The organism is Rhodococcus sp. BUPNP1, assembly GCF_002215235.1.
Classification (GTDB): Bacteria; Actinomycetota; Actinomycetes; order Mycobacteriales; family Mycobacteriaceae; genus Rhodococcus.
Genome location: NZ_NERM01000024.1, coordinates 39,661 through 57,308, shown reverse-complemented (window position 1 = coordinate 57,308; position 17,648 = coordinate 39,661). Strand labels below are relative to the sequence as shown.

The window sequence follows — 17,648 nt, the reverse complement described above, 5'->3', positions numbered from 1 at the left end:
TCCTCTCTCGCGAAAGTTCGATATCCGTGGCGACATCTGTGCCTGTTTCGGAACCCACCGTGACGAAGGCGGCTCCTCGGGACTGGGTCGCGCTCGCGGTACTGATGCTTCCGGTGCTGCTCGTGTCGGTCGACAACACCGTCCTGGCCTTCGCGCTGCCCGGGATCTCCTCCGCGCTGCAGCCCACCGCTGCGCAACAGTTGTGGATCATCGACATCTATCCGCTGGTGCTCGCGGGCCTGCTGGTGGCGATGGGCAGTCTCGGCGACCGCATCGGACGACGCCGGCTGCTGCTCGTCGGCGCGACCGGCTTCGCCGCCGTCTCGGTGGCCGCGGCCTATGCACCCTCCGCGGAACTGCTCGTGACGGCACGCGGCGTGCTCGGCTTCTTCGGGGCCATGCTCATGCCGTCGACACTGTCGTTGCTGCGCAACATCTTCCTCGACGCCGCCCAGCGTCGCCTCGCTATCGCGATCTGGGCCTCGTGCTTCGCGGCGGGAGCCGCGCTGGGACCGATCGTGGGCGGATTCCTCCTCGAACACGCCTGGTGGGGTTCGGTCTTCCTGCTGGCGGTGCCGGTGCTGATTCCGCTGCTCGTGCTCGCGCCGATGTTCGTCCCCGAGTCGAAGGACCCGAATCCGGGCCGCATCGATGTCGTCAGCATCGCGCTGTCGATGCTGGCCCTCGCCCCGATCGTCTTCGCGATCAAGAAGATCGCCGACAGCGGTGTCGGTGCCGTCGTCATCGTCCCGGCCGTGGTCGGCGTGGTCGCGCTCGTCGCCTTCGTGCGCCGGCAGCTGCGCCGCCCGAATCCGATGCTCGACGTCCGTCTGTTCCGCGTGCCCACCTTCTCCGGTGCCGTCGCGGTGAACCTGCTGTCCGTCGTCTCCCTCGTGGGCTTCCTGTTCTTCGTATCCCAGCACCTGCAACTGGTGCTCGGGCAGAGCCCGATGGAAGCCGGACTGAGCCTGGTCCCGGGACTGGCGGTGATGGTCGTGGCCGGGATGTCGGTGGTCGCGCTCGTACGGTGGGTGCAGCCGTCGTCGATCATCGTCTGCGCGCTCCTGCTCTCGGCGACCGGCTACGCGCTGGTGTTCCTGCTGGCCTCACCGTCGGCATTCGCACCGATCATCGTGGCGTTCGCGGTCCTCGGCGCGGGTATCGGTGCGGCGGAGACGTTGTCGAACGACCTCATCGTCTCCAGCGTCCCGCCCGCGAAGGCCGGTGCCGCGTCGGCGGTGTCGGAGACGGCCTACGAGATGGGTGCCGTGCTCGGTACGGCGATCCTCGGGTCGGTGCTGTCCGCGTCCTACAGCGCACACCTGTTGCTTCCCGCCGGGCTGGACGCAGAACAGGCGCAGGCCGCCCGCGAGACACTCGGCGGCGCCCACGCCGTGGCCGGGACCCTGCCCGCCGACCGGGCCGACGCACTGCTCGCCGCAGCGGGATCGGCGTTCGACAGCGGCGTCACCATCACCTCCGGAATCGGCGTGGTCCTCATGATCGCCTCCGCCGGAATCGCGTGGTTCACGTTGCGCCCGAATCGCGTGGTTCACGCTGCGACGCCGCCCGTGACGTAGCACCCCACGCGGAATCCGACATCGTTTAAATTTGCAGGATGCGGAAACTGGTGTGGGTGCTCGTCGCCGTCGTGGTCGTGGCGCTGCTCGGCTTCTTCGTTGCCCCATGGGTATACGGGACGTTCATCGCCGAGGACGACGCACCCGCCGCGTCCGTTTCGACCGAGGGCGCCGAAGCCGCGACCGGTGAGCTCGACGGGGAGTGGACCGTCGTCGAGGGTGCCGAACCCAACCGCACCGCCGCCGGCTACACCGTGCACGAGATCCTGCGCGGGGCCGACGTCACTGTGGTGGGCAGCACCGATCAGGTCTCCGGTTCGGCGACCATCACCGACGGCACCCTCGAGACCGCCGAGGTCGTCGTGCAGGTCGAGGGCATCACCACCGACAGCGGCCAGCGCGACAACCAGTTCCGCACCCGGGTGATGGACACCGCGGCGCACCCGACGGCGACGTTCGCCCTCACCGAGCCGGTGGACCTGTCGTCCCTGCCCGACGACGGCAGCATCGGTTCCGTCACCGCGACCGGCACGCTCACCCTGCGCGGCGCCGAACGGCCCGTGACCGTGGACGTCGACGTCCTGCGTACGGGTGAGCGCCTCGTGGCGTCGGGAAGCATCCCCACCACCTGGACGGATTACGGCGTCGAGCCGCCGAACCTCGGATTCGTGACAGTCGACGGCGCGGGCAGCGTCGACTTCCTCGTCACGCTCGAGCAGAGCTGACGCTCTCGGTCTCCTCCGCGCGGGTCTGCTTCGGCACCCAGCCGGGCGGGCCGAAGGCGTAACCGAGCTTGTCGCGGAACTTCCCGGCCGTACGCCAGTCGCGGGCGATCGCCCGGTACTCGTGCGTCTGCAGGTCCCAGATGTTGTACGTGCCCACGGGCTTGGTGAGCCCGTAGGTGGGCCGGTGGTCCTCGGCCTTGAAGGTGCCGAACATCCGGTCCCAGATGATGAGGATGCCGGCGTAGTTGCGGTCGAGATAATCGGGATCGGAGCCGTGGTGCACCCGATGGTGCGACGGCGTGTTGAACACGAACTCGATCGGGCGGGGGAGCTTGCCGACCCGCTCGGTGTGCACGAAGAACTGGTAGACGAGGCTGACGGAGAAGCCGACGAAGACCATCCACGGCGGGATGCCGATCAGGGGGAGCGGCAGCCACATGATGATCTCGCCGCTGTTGTTCCACTTCTGGCGCAGCGCGGTCGCGTAGTTGAAGTATTCGCTCGAGTGGTGCGCCTGGTGGGTCGCCCAGACCAGGCGGACGCGGTGCGCCATCCGGTGGTACCAGTACCAGAGGACGTCGATGCCGACGAGCAGGATCACCCACGTGTACCAGGCGTCGGCGGGCAGGTGCCACGGCGCGACGTAGACCCACAGGGCCGAATATCCGACGAGGGCCAGCACCTTCCAGGCGGCGCTCGTGACGATGGAGACCAGGCCCATCGAGATGCTCGCGCGCGCGTCCCGCTTCTCGTAGCCGCCGCGCGGGGGATGGGCGCGTCCGTCGGGGCCCGGTTCGACGTGCTCGAGGGTGCGGGCCGCGATCCATTCGAGGATCAGGAAGGTGAGGAAGGCGGGAATCGCCAGGGTCACCGGATCGTGGAGGGGGTCGAGCAGCGACCCCCACGATTCCTGCAGGGTTTCCCACATCGCAACGACCTCCGATAGCTGTGAACAACCGTCCACGTTACCGCTCGTGTGGCATGGATCACCAGGGTCCTCGGTCGCGACCCGGGTGACGACTCGCGTCCGCACGATTCCGGGTGGTTCGGTATTGCTGGTAGGAATTGACCCGTCCCGTCGAGACGGGTCGGCCGACGACATCAGGCAGCGCGAGAGGCATGGCATGCACATCACCGCGAGGGTCGACTACGCCGTGCGGACCCTGCTCGAACTCGCGGCGATCGAGGACGGTCGCCTGACGAAGGCGGAGACCCTCGCGACGGCGCAGACCATCCCGCACAAGTTCCTCGAGGCCGTTCTCGCCGACCTGCGTCGCGGCGGGTTGGTGAACAGCCGGAGGGGACCGGAGGGTGGCTACTGGCTCGCGCGACCCGCGACCGAGATCTCCATCGCCGACATCATCCGCACGGTCGAGGGCCCGCTGGCATCGGTGCGCGGGGAGCGGCCCGAGGGCGTCGTCTACAGCGGAGCGGCCGAACGACTGCAGGACGTGTGGATCGCGGTGCGCGTGAACCTGCGCGCTGTGCTCGAGGAGGTGTCGCTCGCGGACGTCGTCGCGGGGGATCTCCCCGGTTTCGTGGAGGACCTCACAAAGGATCCGGGGGCCTGGGAGCGTCGCCGGGTGTGAAGGCCGCAATAGCCCTCGGGCGCATGTGGGCGATGTCATAACTTTGCACGACTCTGCAAACTTACAGAGCTCTGCAAAATCGGTACCTTGGATGAAGTGACCACCTCTCCGGGCCTGCGCGATCGCAAGAAGGCAGCCACTCGCGCGGCTCTCGCGACCGCCGCGGCCGAACTGGCCCGCGAACACGGTCTGCCCGCCGTGACGGCCGATGCGATCGCAGCGCGCGCAGGCGTCTCGACCCGCACCTTCCACAACTACTTCGCCAGCAAGGAAGACGCCGTCCTCGCGTATCTCGAGACCCGGGTCGAGGAGTGGATCGACCTGCTCCGCGATCGTCCCGCCGACGAGGACATCATGGACTCGCTGCTGACGGTGGCCCTGGACGTCGTGCAGAACGCCGACTGGCCGTTCGACGAGATCGTCGCGTGCATCACCCTGCTCGAGGAGAGCAACGTGCTGCTGTCCCGGCAGATCGAGGTCGAGCGGCGCTCGTCGCAGTTGCTCGTCGAGATCATCGCCGAACGCACCGGCACCGACCCCGATTCCGACCTGTATCCCTCGCTGCTGAACTACGCCGCCATGGGCGCAGTGCGCGCAGCCATGGAGACACACGCGACCGGGACGACGGACCGGTCGGTCGAAGAGCTCATCCGCGAGGCGTTCGACCGGCTCCGCCGTGGTTTCCCGTAGCCGTAGCCCCGCCCGACCGCTGTCACCGCTGTCACCGCTGTCACCGCCCCACCATCCGACCCCGCAGGATCTTCCGACATAGAAAGGGTGCCCCGTGGCGACCTACCTGTACCGGCTGGGCAAGTTCGCCCACAGACGGAAGGGCGCAGTGCTGTCCTTCTGGATCGCGCTGCTCGTCCTCTTCGGGGTCGGTGCAGCAACTCTGTCGGGGCCCACCACGGATGCGTTCACGCTTCCGGGCACCCCCGCGCAGAAGACCCAGGACCTCATGGCGGAGCGGTTCCCGTCGACCGAGGACCCGATGAACGGGCTCAGCGCGCGCTACGTCTTCGCCGCGCCCGACGGGCAGACCCTCGACGACCCGGAGAACCTGGCCGCCGTCGACGAGGTCCTCGCCGCGGTCCGCGGCATCGACCGCGTCTCGCCGCCCGCCAAGGTCGATCCCGCCACCGCCTCGCCGGAGGAACAGGCCGGCGCGCTGGTGAACCCGGTCCTCGCCGACGCCGGTCTCGTCGAGCAGATGAAGGCCGTCGCCGCGCAGCAGGGCACCCCCGAAGAGGCTGCGCTGTCCGACGCCCAGGCCCTGTCGCCGCTGAGCGCCGACCGCACCGTCGGCTTCGTCACCGTCCCGTTCGAGGGCGAGATCACCGACGTCGACCAGGCCCTGCGCGACCAGATCTTCGACGCCGCCGAGATCGGCCGTGACGCCGGCCTGACCGTCGAGGTCAGCGGTACGGCCGCCGCCGAGATGGGCATGCCCGGTGGCACCGCCGAACTCATCGGCATCGGCATCGCCGCGATCGTGCTCACCCTGACCTTCGGCTCGCTCGTCGCCGCCGGACTTCCGCTGATCACCGCACTCGTCGGCGTCGGCATCGGCAGCCTCGGCATCACCATCGCCTCCGGCTTCGCCGACCTCAGCTCGATGACCCCGACGCTCGCGGTCATGATCGGCCTGGCCGTGGCGATCGACTACTCGCTGTTCATCGTCTCGCGCTTCCGGCACGAACTCACCGTCACCTCGGATCGCACCGAGGCCGCCGGCCGTGCCGTGGGCACCGCCGGTTCCGCGGTCGTCTTCGCCGGCCTGACGGTCATCATCGCCCTCATGGCGCTGAGCGTCGTCGGCATCCCGTTCCTGTCGGTCATGGGTTACGCCGCCGCGTTCACGGTGCTCATGGCCGTGCTCATCGCCGTGTCGCTGCTGCCCGCCGTGCTCGGACTGTTCGGTGAGAAGGCCTTCGCCGGACGCATCCCGTTCCTGAACAAGCGTGGTTCCGACGACACCCCCAAGGCCGGCGCCAAGTTCGTCGGTCTGATCACGCGCCGCCCGGCCATCCCGCTGGTTGCCGCTGTGGTCGTCCTCGGCGCGCTCGCGCTGCCCGCCACCGGACTGAACCTCGCCCTGCCGTCGGAGGCCACCTCCGACCCGGCGACCAGCGCCCGCAAGGCCTACGACCTGGTCGACGAGGGATTCGGTCCCGGACGCAACGGCCCGCTGGTCGTCGTCGTCGACACCCAGGACGCCGACGTGGAGGCCCCGGTCGCGTTCGGTGCCGTCGTCGGCAAGCTCTACGAGAACGACGAGGTCGTCAACGCCCAGATCGTCGCGGTGAACGAGGCGGGCGACACCGCCCAGATCCTCGTCACCCCGCGCAGCGGCCCGACCGATCCCGCGACGATGGACCTCGTCCAGAGCATCCGCGACGGTGAGACCGAACTGAACGAGGAGTTCGGCCTGTCCTACGGCGTGACCGGCCAGACTGCGCTCGAGGGCGACGTCTCCGACAGCCTCCAGAGCGCACTGGCTCCGTACCTCGCGGTCGTCGTCGGCCTCGCCTTCATCCTGCTGATGCTGGTGTTCCGCTCGATCCTGGTGCCGCTCACCGCGACCCTCGGCTTCCTGCTCAGCGTCCTGGCGACCTTCGGTGCCACCGTCGCGGTCTTCCAGGAGGGCTGGGGCGGCCTGATCGCCAACCCGCAGCCCATCGTGAGCTTCATGCCGATCATCCTCATCGGCGTCGTCTTCGGTCTCGCGATGGACTACCAGGTGTTCCTGGTGACGCGTATGCGTGAGGACTACGTCCACGGCGCGAGCGCACTCGAGGCCGTCCGCAGCGGCTTCGCGCACGGAGCCCGCGTGGTGAGCGCAGCGGCGATCATCATGATCTCGGTGTTCGCGGCGTTCATCGCCGAACCGGACTCGCTGATCAAGTCGATCGGTTTCGCACTCGCGGCGGCGGTCTTCTTCGACGCCTTCATCGTCCGCATGGTCATCATCCCGTCGGTGATGGCGCTGCTCGGCGACAAGGCGTGGTGGCTGCCGAAGTGGCTCGACCGGATCCTTCCGAACGTCGACGTCGAGGGCGAGAAGCTCACCCGCGAGCTCGGTGCCACCGAGCCCGCACCGGAATCCGCACGAGTGTGACGAACCCCGGACGGCCACGTACCCGACACGGTACGTGGCCGTCCGGGTGGTTCGTGAAGATTGCTGCAGGGAGTCGCAGGTAGCGTAATGCCCATGTTGCTACGGCTGTTGCGCCGCTTCATGGCGCCCTATCGGGGTGCCCTCGCGGGGGTCGTACTCCTGCAGCTGGTCGCGACCGGGGGCATGTTGCTGCTCCCGAGTCTCAACGCCGACATCATCGACAACGGCGTCGCGACCGGGGACATCGACTACATCGTCCGGACCGGTCTGCTGATGCTCGTCATCAGTGCCGTCGAGGTCGGTGCGGCGACCGGTGCCGTCTACTTCGCGGCGCGTGCCGCGATGGGCTTCGGCCGCGACGTGCGGCTCGCGCTCGTCCGGAATGTGGGGCGGTTCTCGGCGCGCGAGTTCGGGACGTTCGGTGCCCCGTCGCTGATCACCCGCAACACCAACGACGTGCAACAGGTCCAGATGCTGGTGCTGATGACCTGCACCATCGTCGTGACCTCCCCGATCATGGGGATCGGTGGCGTCATCATGGCGATCCGCCAGGACCCCGGCACCTCGCTCGTGCTGGTCGTCGCCGTCCCGGTGCTGATCTTCACCATGGTCACGCTCATCGCGCTCATGCTGCCCGGCTTCCGGGTCATGCAGAAGCGCATCGACTCGGTGAACCGGGTGCTGCGCGAGCAGATCACCGGCATCCGCGTGATCAGGGCGTTCGTGCGCGACGAGACCGAGAAGGCCCGCTTCGACGGCGCCAACGACGACCTCACCGCCACCGCCCTGCGCGTCGGCCGCGTGAACTCCGTGCTGTACCCGGCGGTGCTGCTGATCTCGAACGTGAGCACCGTCGGCGTCCTGTGGGTGGGCGCCCACCGCATCGACTCCGGTGCGATGCAGGTCGGCTCCATCACCGCGATGATCACCTACATCGCCCAGATCCTCATGGCTGTGCTCATGACGTCGTTCGTCGCGATCATGGCTCCGCGCGCCGCGGTCTGCGCCGAGCGCATCCTCGACGTGCTCGACACCGAACCGACGGTGTCCTCCCCCGCCGAACCGGTCCGCGAACTCCCGCCCCGCGTCACCCTCGAACTTCGCAATGCCGGTTTCTCGTATCCCGGTGCCGACGCTCCCGTGCTCAGCGGGGTGTCGTTCCGCGCCGACCCCGGTTCCACCACCGCGATCATCGGCGGCACCGGATCGGGCAAGAGCACCCTGATGCGGCTCGTGCCGCGGCTGATCGACGTCACCGCCGGGCAGGTGCTCGTCGCGGGTGTCGACGTCCGGGCACTCGACACCGACGTGCTGCGCTCGCGCATCGCCGTCGTGCCGCAGAAGGCCTACCTGTTCTCCGGCACCATCGCCGACAACCTCCGGTACGGACGCGCCGACGCCACCGACGACGAACTGTGGCACGCCCTCGAGGTCGCGCAGGCCGCCGACTTCGTCCACAGGACCGAGGACGGACTGAACACGGTCCTCTCCCAGGGCGGCACCACGGTCTCCGGCGGACAGCGGCAGCGACTCGCGATCGCCCGCGCCCTCGTCCGCCGGCCCGCCATCTACCTGTTCGACGACGCCTTCTCCGCACTCGACCCGGCGACGGATGCCCGCCTGCGCGCGGCGCTCGAACCCGAGACGCGCGACGCGTGCGTGCTCATCGTCGCGCAGCGGGTCTCCACCGTGCAGGACGCCGACCGCATCGTCGTCCTCGACAACGGCGTCATGGTCGATTCCGGGACGCATCTCGGTCTGCTCGGCCGGTGCCGGACGTACTCGGAGATCGTCGAGTCGCAGAGGATGGCCACGGTATGACGACTCCGGAAGCGGCGGCACCGTCGCGTCTGCGCACCATCCGCCGGGTGCTCGGCCTACTCCACCCGCACCGATACGCCGTCTACTCGGTGCTGCTGTCCGCCTTCCTCGGTGTCGTGAGCATGTCGGTGGCGCCCTTCGTGCTCGGCCGCGGCACCGACGTCATCTTCGACGGGGTGGTGGGCATGCAGCTCCCCGCCGGACAGACCAAGGACGAAGCCGTCGCCGGTCTGCGCGCCGAGGGCCGCGACCAGTTCGCCGACATGGTCTCGGGGATGGACGTGGTGCCCGGACTCGGCATCGACTTCTCGGCCCTCGGCCGGATCCTCGTCATCGTCCTGGCGCTGTACCTGCTCTCGTCCGGTCTGATCTGGGTCGCCGCCTACGGCCTCAACGAGATCGTGCAGCGCGTCGTGCGCGACATGCGGTCGCGGATCGAACGCAAGATCCACCGGTTGCCGCTGCGGTACTTCGACACGCATTCGCGCGGCGACCTGCTCAGCCGCGTCACCAACGACATCGACAACGTCGCGGCGGGCATGCAGGAGTCCATCTCCCAGCTCGTCCTCGCGGTGCTGACGCTGCTCGGTCTCGTGGTGATGATGCTGTTCATCTCCCCGATGCTCGCGCTCGTCGCGATCCTGACCGTCCCGGCGTCGGTCGTGGCGACGGCAGTGATCGCGCGTCGCTCGCGCAAGCACTTCCTCGCGCAGTGGGAGACGACCGGCAAGCTCAACGGGCAGATCGAGGAGGCCTTCACCGGGCACGAGCTCATCACCGCCTACGGCCGGACCGCGGAGGTGCAGCGACGCTTCACCGACACCAACGAGTCGCTGTACCAGGCCTCCTATCGCGCGCAGTTCGTGTCCGGCCTGGTGATGCCGTTCGTGACCTTCCTCGGCAACGTCGGCTACGTCGTCATCGCGGTGCTCGGTGGTCTGCGGATCGCGTCGGGCACCGCGACGCTCGGTGAGATCCAGGCGATGATCCAGTACTCGCGTCAGCTCGTGCAGCCGCTCGCGCAGATCGGCGCGATGGTCAACCTGCTGCAGTCGGCGTCGGCGTCGGCCGAGCGGGTGTTCGCGGTGCTCGACGAACCGGAGGAGGAACCGGAGGTCGCGGCGCCGACGATGCCGTGGAGCCGGCACGGACTCGTCGAGTTCGAGAACGTCGCCTTCTCGTACACCCCCGACCGGCCGCTCATCGAGAACCTGTCGCTGCGGGCCGAACCGGGCCAGATGATCGCGATCGTCGGACCCACGGGCGCCGGCAAGACCACCCTCATCAACCTGATCCTGCGCTTCTACGAGGTCGACGCGGGCCGGATCCTCGTCGACGGCGTGGACATCCGTTCGATGTCCCGCGACGAACTGCGCTCGCGCATCGGCATCGTCCTGCAGGACACCTGGCTGTTCGGCGGCACCATCCGCGAGAACATCGCCTACGGCAACCCGTACGCGACCGAGAACCAGATCATGTCCGCGGCCAGGATGAGTTACGTCGACCGTTTCGTGCGGGCCCTGCCCGACGGCTACGACACGGTCATCGACGAGGAGAACGACGGCAACCTCAGCGCCGGCGAGCGTCAGCTCATCACGATCGCGCGGGCGTTCGTGTCCAAGCCGTCGATCCTCATCCTCGACGAGGCGACGAGTTCGGTCGACACCCGCACCGAACTGCTCGTCCAGCAGGCCACCGCGCGATTGCGCGACGACCGCACCAGCTTCGTCATCGCCCACCGCCTGTCGACCATCCGCAACGCCGACCGCATCGTGGTGATGGAGGACGGACGGATCGTCGAACAGGGCACGCACGAGGGGTTGCTCGAGGCGGCGGGTGCGTACGCGAGGCTGTACGACGCGCAGTTCAAGGCACTCGTGGAGTGAACGCGGGAGACTTCGGCGCGGCCTGATACAAACCATTCCGTCCTCGCGGGCGGAGCGGGACACTTCTGGCCATGACGGGGGTGCGGACAACAGCGGTACGGTCACCTCTCGATCTCCTGCGCCCTGCGCGATCGGGGGTCTTTGTGCGCTCTGGGCGACCGGGGGTCTTCCGGGTCGACGAGACCACGCCGGCGGGGTGGATCATGCAGCACCTGCGACGTGGGGGACCGGCGACCCGCACGATGCTCGCCGACTTCACGGGCCTGTCGGCGTCGACGGTCAACCGGGCGGTGACGTCGTTGCTCGATCACGGGTTGCTGCGCGACCGCCCCGATCTCGCTCCGCGGGGGCGGGTGGGTCGGCCGCACGTGCCGGTGGAGGTGGACACCGAACGGGGCTTCCTCGCCGGTATCCATCTGGGGGAGCGGGAGACCCGGGTGGTCTCCGGCGACCTGCTCGGCCGGGAACTGCACCGGACGACCTTCACGACACCGGCGTCGGCGTTCGACGTGTTCGCCGCGATCGGTGCGGCGCTGCGGGTGCACGAGTCACGGCTGCACGGCAGGCAGCCGCTGTGGGCCGGCCTCGCGGTGGGCGGTCTGTACGACGAGCACCGAGGGGTGCTCGACCACCCGCGACTGGGCTGGTGCGAAGCGCCGGTGGACGTGTTGTTCCGGGCGATCGTGCCCACGCCGTACACGGTCGTTCCGTACGTGGAGGCGGTCGCGGAGGTCGAATACCGCCGGTTCGAGAGTGCCTTCCGGCGACGACCCGAGAGCTGGCTGTATCTGTGTGCGGAGGAATCGATCTCGATGGCGTGGCTCGTGGACGGTCTCGCGCGGTCGTCGGCGGACGACATCGAATCGTTCTGTGCTGCACTCGGACCGGGGAGCGCCGACGGTACCGATCCGTCGCCGAACCGGGCGGTGCTCCTCGGCCGTGCGGTCGCACTGGTGCGCGACGTCGTCAATCCCGAGGTGGTGACCGTCGGTGGTGAGGCGTTCACCCGGCACGGACGGGAGCGCGAGGACGTGTTCGACGGTTACCGGCAGCGGTCGTCGTACAACGATGTGCCGCTGCGGTTCTCGGAACTCGACGACGATCTTCGGTCGGCGGCGGCGCTCGGTGCGGCGTCGCGGGTGATGTACGTCGACCCGATCGGCGCGATGCAGGCGCGGTGAGACGAGAGCGTCGGTGACCCGTCCGAGTCGGATGCGTGGTCCGATCGACAGGCGCTCGATATCCCGAACGGGCCACCGACGCACGGACTCCGGAATTCAGGAGTCCGAGGTGTCACGGATTCCGGAATCCAGGAGTCCGAGGTTTACTGTGGTCGAACTCTAGGGACGCGCGACGACCGGCATGGTCAGCTTGCCGATCGCGGGGATGGTGAGCACGACGGTGTCGCCGGGCACGATCTGCGCGACGCCCTCGGGGGTGCCGGTGGCGATGATGTCACCGGGCTGCAGGGTGATCACCTGCGAGTACTCCGAGATCAGCTTGGCGATGCCCCAGATGAGGAAGGACGTGTTGGACTTCTGCCGCATCTCGCCGTTCACGGTGAGCCAGAAGTCGAGGTTCTCCGGGTCCTCCACCTCGTCGGCGGTGAGGATGTAGGGGCCGATCGGGGTGAAGGTGTCCATGGACTTGCGCCACGACCGGTCCTCGTCGCCGCGCAGGGTGATGTCGAGCAGCGGGGTGTATCCGAAGACGTAGTCGAGTGCCTCCTCGACGGAGACCCGCTTCGCCTCCTTCGAGATGATGATGCCGACCTCTGCCTCGTGGTCGAAACGTCGGTCCTCGTAGGGGAGTTCGATCGCGCCGTCCGGGCCGACGATGGACGTGACGGCCTTGAGGAAGCCCTTGCGGACCGAGACGTCGAGGATCTTGCGATCGGTGTAGACGCCCTTCTCCCCACCCATCTCCTGCTGGTGCTTGTGGTAGTTGACCGGCGCGGCGAACAGGTTGCGCGGCTGGGGTTGCGGCGCGCGGACGGTCACCGAGTCCAGTGCCTGCCCGCCGCCGGCGGCGACGCGGGACGAGACGTCGGCCGAGACCGTCGACCAGGCGCGGATGAGCGCGTTCGTGCGCTCGCGCGGTTCGGTGTGCTCGGGGACGAGATCGGTGATGTCGACGAGGGTGCCGTCGGTGGCCTCGACGCCGAGTCGGTAGTCGTTGTAGACGTAGAGCTTCATGATTCCTACTCGCTGGGTCGGATGCGGCCGATTCCGAGCGCATCGATGGCGGGCTTGTCGGTGTACGAGAACAGGATTGCGTCCTCGCCGGTCGGATTGTGGTGGGAGTGCTCGTACCACAACGGAATTGCGATGGTGTCGCCCTTGGTCCAGTCGATACGCCGGCCGTCGACGATCGAGTATCCGGATCCGTGGACCACGTGGTAGACGGTCGAGTGGGTGTGCCGGTGGGCGCGGGTGTCGACGCCCGGGCGGATCAGCTGGAGGTAGGCGCCGATGGTGGTCATCACCGGTCCGCCGGTGATCGGGTTGCGGTACTCGACGATGATGTCGTCGAAGGGATCGCCTTCGCGCGTACGCAGGTACTCGATGGTCTCGAGTGCATCGGCGAGCTTGTACACCATTGGCTGCTCGACCTTTTCGGGTTCACCCCAGGGCTTGGCGAACAGTCCGTTGCCGTAGGCGGCGGGGAGGGGGGCGTCCACCTCCTGGCATTCGGGGTCCTCTTCGATGATGTACTGGTTCAGCCGCGACATCAGCGGGGAGTCGAGTCCGTCGAGCCAGATCATCGGGCCTTCGCCCGTGTGGCCGTGCTCGTGCCAGTGCCCGTTGGGGGTCAGCAGGAAGTCGCCCTCGTCCATCGGGACGCGCTGGCCGTTGACGACGGTGTAGGCGCCGTCGCCCTCGACGATGAAGCGCAGTGCGGACGGCGTGTGGCGGTGTGCCGGGGCGATCTCTCCCGGGAGCACCAATTGCAGTGCGGACCAGAGGGTGTCGGTGGCTCCGGTGCGCTGGTGCGGGAGGCAGCCGGGGTTGCGGAAACCGAGGACGCGGCGGAGTGCGTCCTCGAGCGGGACGATCTCGCCGGCCTCGACCATCAGCCGCCGCGCCTGCTCGTAGCGCCAGATGTGCGGCACCAGAGTAGTTTTCGCTTCCGGGCCCAGATTGCCCATGAGCTGCCAGAGCGGGGAGTAGTGGTTGTCCGCGAGTTCGGCGTAGAAGTCGTCGTGCACCGTCTCGTCGGACCGGGTGGTGTCGACACTCATCGCACGATCCTCTCTGTTCTGCAATGCGGAGGTTGATTCCTCGATACAGAATTAATACGTGATTTGGGGTGGTTGGTCAAGGAATAACTACGAATCGTTCTGTTATAAAGAATCATGGCCACTGACTCTGCGCGTCGAGACGCACCGGCATATCCGGTCGGTTCGGTCGACAAGGCTCTCCGACTGCTCCTCGTGGTCGCCGAGCGACCCGACGGACTGCGGGTGGGCGATGCCGCCGCCCTGCTGGGTATCGCCCCGTCCACCGCGCACCGCCTGTTGCAGATGCTGGCGCACTACGGCTTCGCCGAACAGGATCCGGAGTCCAAGATGTACCGGGCCGGTCCCACCATGGAACGGCTGTCGAACTTCCGCGGCCGGGTCATCGACCTGGCCCGTCCGATCCTGGAGCGGTTCGTGGCTCTCACCCAGGAGACGGTGCACCTCGCCACCCTCGACGGGGATCGGGCCCTGACGCTGCTCTCGGTGGAGAGCCCGCATCTGCTGCGCGTGGGCGACCGGTCGGGTCATTCGCAGCCGGCCTATTCGAGCGCCATGGGTAAGGCGCTGCTCGCCGGGATGGGCGGGGACATCGAGCCTCATCTGCCGAACGGCCTGCAACAGTCCGAACGGGAAACCCTGCTGTCCCAGCTCGAGGTGATCCGGGAGCGCGGTTACTCCGCACAGGACGGCGAGGTCGAGTCGGGTGTCAGCGCGGTGGCCGTCTCGGTGGGTGCTGCTTCCGCCGGGATCTCCGGCGCGGGCACCCCTACCGGGTTCACCGGTGCAAGCACCTCCGGCTTCGCCATCGGTATCACCTTCCCGACCGGGCGGATCGGCGTCGACCGCTGGGGCGAGGTGCTCGCCGCCGCCCGGAAGGCGGCCGACGAACTCGCCGACGCCCTCGCCGGTTCCGGACGGTAGCCCCGTCGCCGGCCGGATGGACGTCCGGCCGGCGACGATGCAGGTCAGTACGGGTAGTTGCGGGTGTCGCCGGCCACCGACAGCGGCATGAACATCCAGTCGAGGTTCTCGTAGTCGGTGGGGTTGTGGTCCTTGAAGGAGTAGTTGCGCAGCGCGCGGCCGACGCCGTCGATGTGGAACAGCTCGCCGGCGACCCGGGCGAGGCGCTGGATGTTGCCGGTGTGCGGCGCCCGTCGTGCCTCGAAGGTCTTGAACGCGGCCTCGACGTTCGGCTCGGTCACGAGCGCATCGACCATCGCGAGCGAGTCGTCCAGCGACTGTGCGCCACCCTGGGCGAGGTACTGGAGCATCGGGTGGGCGGCGTCGCCGATGAGGCTGACCGCGCCCGAGGTCCAGGTGGTGACGGGCTCCCGGTCGTACATCGGCCAGCGGATCTCGCGGTTGAGGTACTGCCCGGCCTCGCGGACCTTGTCGCAGCACAGGCCGAAGCGGGCGTCGAGCTCCTCCTCGGTTCCCCAGTTCTCGTGGTCGGGGGAGTAGAAGTCCGAGCGGAAGACGGCGACGTTGTTGTAGAGCTTGCCGCCGCGAAGCGGGTACTGGATCAGGTGCATGTGCGGGCCCAGCCAGCACAGCACCATCGGGGTCTCCACGGCGTCGGCCGGCACCATCTCGATGGGCACGGTGCCGCGGTAGGCGACGTACTCGGAGGGGACGGGCTCGTCCTCGACGATCAGCGGACGGATCGCCGAGCGCAGTCCGTCGGCGCCGACCACGGCGTCGGCGACGTACTCGGTGCCGTCGGCGCAGACCACCTTCGCGCGGCCGTCGGGCAGGTTCTCGGCGCGGAGGACCTCGCGGTTCGTCTCCAGGGTGACGAGATCGCTCGCGCGGCAACCCTCGAGGAGGGCGCCGTGCAGGTCGGCCCGGTGCGTGACGACGTAGGGGTAGCCGTAGTGTTCGACGAACTCCGGTCCGAGATCGACGGTGCCGATCTCCTCGCCCGTCACGGCGTCCATGTACCGCTTCTTCTGCGGGAGGACGGCGTCCTTCATGATCGCGTCCATCACGCCGAGGCTGTCGAGGACGGCCATGGCGTTGGGGGCCAGCTGGATGCCGGCACCGACCTCGCCGAACTCGGGAGCGCGCTCGATCACGTGTGCCGGGCGACCCTTACGGGCGAGGCCGAGGGCTGTGGCCAGGCCTGCGATGCCGCCGCCGACGATGAGCAGGGGGACGTCGATGATTTCTGCCGAGGTGCTCATAGGGCAACCTTTCCGGGGGATCACAGAGATGTTCTGTATCGAGGAATTCGATTCTGCAGGACAGATTAAATCCGCAGGAATGGCTGGTCAACCCTCGACCGTTCGATTCCTGCGATTCCGAAAACGATCTATCACTGAGTGACAGTCGACGTTGTTCGACCGTGCCGGACGGTCCTAATCTCACGGCTACCGTCCGTCGGGAGTTCCCGACCACCGATTTCCACGAACCATTTCACTGGGTGATAGATGGGCTTCTGCGCCGTCTCGACGTCGGATTGGCTGTCATCACACCCACGACATGCAGGAGAGGTCGCCGTGACCGCAATCGAATCGTCCGCCTTCAGTCTCACGGAAGAACAGCGCGCCATCCGTAGCGCCATCGACGAGTTGTGCGAGCCGTTCGACAACGACTACTGGCGTGCCTGCGACGCCGCCGGTGAGTACCCGGAGAAGTTCGTCGACACGCTCTACGAGACCGGCTGGATGGGCATGCTCGTCCCCGAGGAGTACGGCGGAGGCGGAGCCGACATCCGCGATGCCGCAGTCGTTCTCGAGCAGCTCGAACGCAACGGCTGCCACGCCGGTGCAGCGCGCGCCGGCATGTACACCATGGGCGCCCTGCTCCGTCACGGCAACGACGAGCAGAAGCAGCGCTTCCTGCCGAAGATCGCCTCCGGCGAACTGCGCCTGCAGTCCTTCGGTATCACCGAGCCCGATGCCGGCTCCGACACCACTCGCATCCGCACCTTCGCCCAGCGCGAGGGCGACGAGTACGTCGTCAACGGCAACAAGATCTTCATCTCCCGCATCCAGCACTCCGACCTGCTGCTGCTGCTCACGCGCACCAAGAAGCGCGAGGACGCCACCAAGCCGTCCGACGGTTTCACCGTGCTGCTCGTCGACCTGCGCAAGGCGATCGAGGACGGCACCATCCGGGCCACCCCGATCAAGACCATGGTCAACCACGAGACCAACGAACTCGCCATCGAGAACCTGCGCGTGCCGGTCGAGAACCGGATCGGCGAGGAACACAAGGGCTTCAAGGTCATCCTCTCCGGCATGAACTCCGAGCGCATCATCGTCACCTCGGAGTACATCGGTGCCGGCTTCCACCTCATCGACCGCGCCGTCCAGTACGCCAACGAGCGGCACGTCTTCGGCCGTCCGATCGGCATGAACCAGGGCGTCCAGTTCCCCATCGCCCAGGCCTACGCGAACCTGCAGGCCGCCTCGCTCATGCGCTGGCGCGCCGCCGAGATGTACGCCGCCGGCGAGAACCCCCGCTTCGAGGTCAACGGCGCGAAACTGCTCGCCTCGCAAGCACTCTGGCAGGCAGCACAGGCCGCCTTCGACACCTTCGGCGGATACGCCGCGGCCGAGGAGTACGGCATCGAGCGCAAGTGGCGCGAGGCCCGCCTCCCCTCCACCGCGCCGATCTCCAACAACATCGTCCTCGCCGGCATCGCGCACGCCACGCTCGGCCTGCCGAAGTCGTACTAGGAGAA

The 17,648-nt window shown here is 67.9% G+C and carries 14 protein-coding genes; 10 read left to right on the top strand and 4 right to left on the bottom strand.

The window, feature by feature from the left end; translation table 11 throughout:
• Positions 1-38 precede the first annotated feature (38 nt).
• Complete coding sequence (locus tag B9C99_RS20490; protein ID WP_088899153.1) at positions 39-1,580, top strand: MFS transporter; 1,542 nt, start codon at positions 39-41, stop codon at positions 1,578-1,580.
• 38 nt (positions 1,581-1,618) lie between these two features.
• Positions 1,619-2,305, top strand: coding sequence for a YceI family protein (locus B9C99_RS20485; RefSeq protein ID WP_088899152.1), 687 nt, complete (start codon positions 1,619-1,621; stop codon positions 2,303-2,305).
• Here B9C99_RS20485 and B9C99_RS20480 read toward each other — a convergent pair.
• Positions 2,286-3,233, bottom strand: coding sequence for a sterol desaturase family protein (locus B9C99_RS20480; protein ID WP_016690967.1), 948 nt, complete (start codon positions 3,231-3,233; stop codon positions 2,286-2,288). The genes B9C99_RS20485 and B9C99_RS20480 overlap by 20 nt on opposite strands.
• A 196-nt stretch (positions 3,234-3,429) precedes the next feature.
• Between B9C99_RS20480 and B9C99_RS20475 the strand changes: the two genes are divergently transcribed.
• The 6 genes from B9C99_RS20475 to B9C99_RS20450 all read left to right on the top strand — a co-directional run bounded on the left by B9C99_RS20475 (position 3,430) and on the right by B9C99_RS20450 (position 11,900).
• The gene (locus tag B9C99_RS20475) at positions 3,430-3,894 is read left to right on the top strand and encodes an Rrf2 family transcriptional regulator (RefSeq protein ID WP_088899151.1); all 465 of its coding nucleotides are present in this window, start codon (positions 3,430-3,432) and stop codon (positions 3,892-3,894) included.
• Between the two features lie 96 nt (positions 3,895-3,990).
• Complete coding sequence (locus B9C99_RS20470; RefSeq protein ID WP_016690969.1) at positions 3,991-4,584, top strand: TetR family transcriptional regulator; 594 nt, start codon at positions 3,991-3,993, stop codon at positions 4,582-4,584.
• A gap of 94 nt (positions 4,585-4,678) precedes the next feature.
• Positions 4,679-7,012 (top strand): MMPL family transporter, encoded by a 2,334-nt coding sequence (locus tag B9C99_RS20465; protein WP_088899150.1) that lies wholly within the window; start codon positions 4,679-4,681, stop codon positions 7,010-7,012.
• Positions 7,013-7,105: 93 nt separating this feature from the next.
• Entirely contained in the window at positions 7,106-8,833 is a 1,728-nt protein-coding gene (locus tag B9C99_RS20460; protein WP_088899163.1) for an ABC transporter ATP-binding protein, read from the top strand.
• Positions 8,830-10,719, top strand: a complete 1,890-nt coding sequence (locus B9C99_RS20455; protein ID WP_088899149.1) for an ABC transporter ATP-binding protein — start codon at positions 8,830-8,832, stop codon at positions 10,717-10,719. The genes B9C99_RS20460 and B9C99_RS20455 overlap by 4 nt, the downstream gene beginning before the upstream one ends.
• 203 nt (positions 10,720-10,922) lie before the next feature.
• The gene (locus B9C99_RS20450; protein ID WP_088899162.1) at positions 10,923-11,900 is read left to right on the top strand and encodes a helix-turn-helix domain-containing protein; all 978 of its coding nucleotides are present in this window, start codon (positions 10,923-10,925) and stop codon (positions 11,898-11,900) included.
• A 159-nt stretch (positions 11,901-12,059) separates the two neighbouring features.
• Here B9C99_RS20450 and B9C99_RS20445 read toward each other — a convergent pair whose 3' ends face one another.
• Together B9C99_RS20445 and B9C99_RS20440 are read right to left on the bottom strand one after the other, a co-directional pair.
• On the bottom strand, positions 12,060-12,914 hold the full coding sequence (locus tag B9C99_RS20445) for a fumarylacetoacetate hydrolase family protein (protein ID WP_088899148.1): 855 nt from the start codon (positions 12,912-12,914) through the stop codon (positions 12,060-12,062).
• Positions 12,915-12,919: 5 nt separating this feature from the next.
• On the bottom strand, positions 12,920-13,960 hold the full coding sequence (locus B9C99_RS20440; protein WP_088899147.1) for a cupin domain-containing protein: 1,041 nt from the start codon (positions 13,958-13,960) through the stop codon (positions 12,920-12,922).
• Positions 13,961-14,074: 114 nt separating this feature from the next.
• Between B9C99_RS20440 and B9C99_RS20435 the strand changes: the two genes are divergently transcribed.
• Positions 14,075-14,881, top strand: coding sequence for an IclR family transcriptional regulator (locus tag B9C99_RS20435; RefSeq protein WP_088899146.1), 807 nt, complete (start codon positions 14,075-14,077; stop codon positions 14,879-14,881).
• A gap of 44 nt (positions 14,882-14,925) precedes the next feature.
• Here the strand turns inward: B9C99_RS20435 and B9C99_RS20430 are convergent, their stop codons facing one another.
• Entirely contained in the window at positions 14,926-16,143 is a 1,218-nt protein-coding gene (locus B9C99_RS20430) for an FAD-dependent monooxygenase (protein ID WP_059383230.1), read from the bottom strand.
• A gap of 315 nt (positions 16,144-16,458) precedes the next feature.
• On the opposite strand from B9C99_RS20430, the gene B9C99_RS20425 reads away from it, so the two are divergent.
• Positions 16,459-17,643, top strand: coding sequence for an acyl-CoA dehydrogenase family protein (locus B9C99_RS20425; RefSeq protein WP_088899145.1), 1,185 nt, complete (start codon positions 16,459-16,461; stop codon positions 17,641-17,643).
• Positions 17,644-17,648 lie beyond the last annotated feature (5 nt).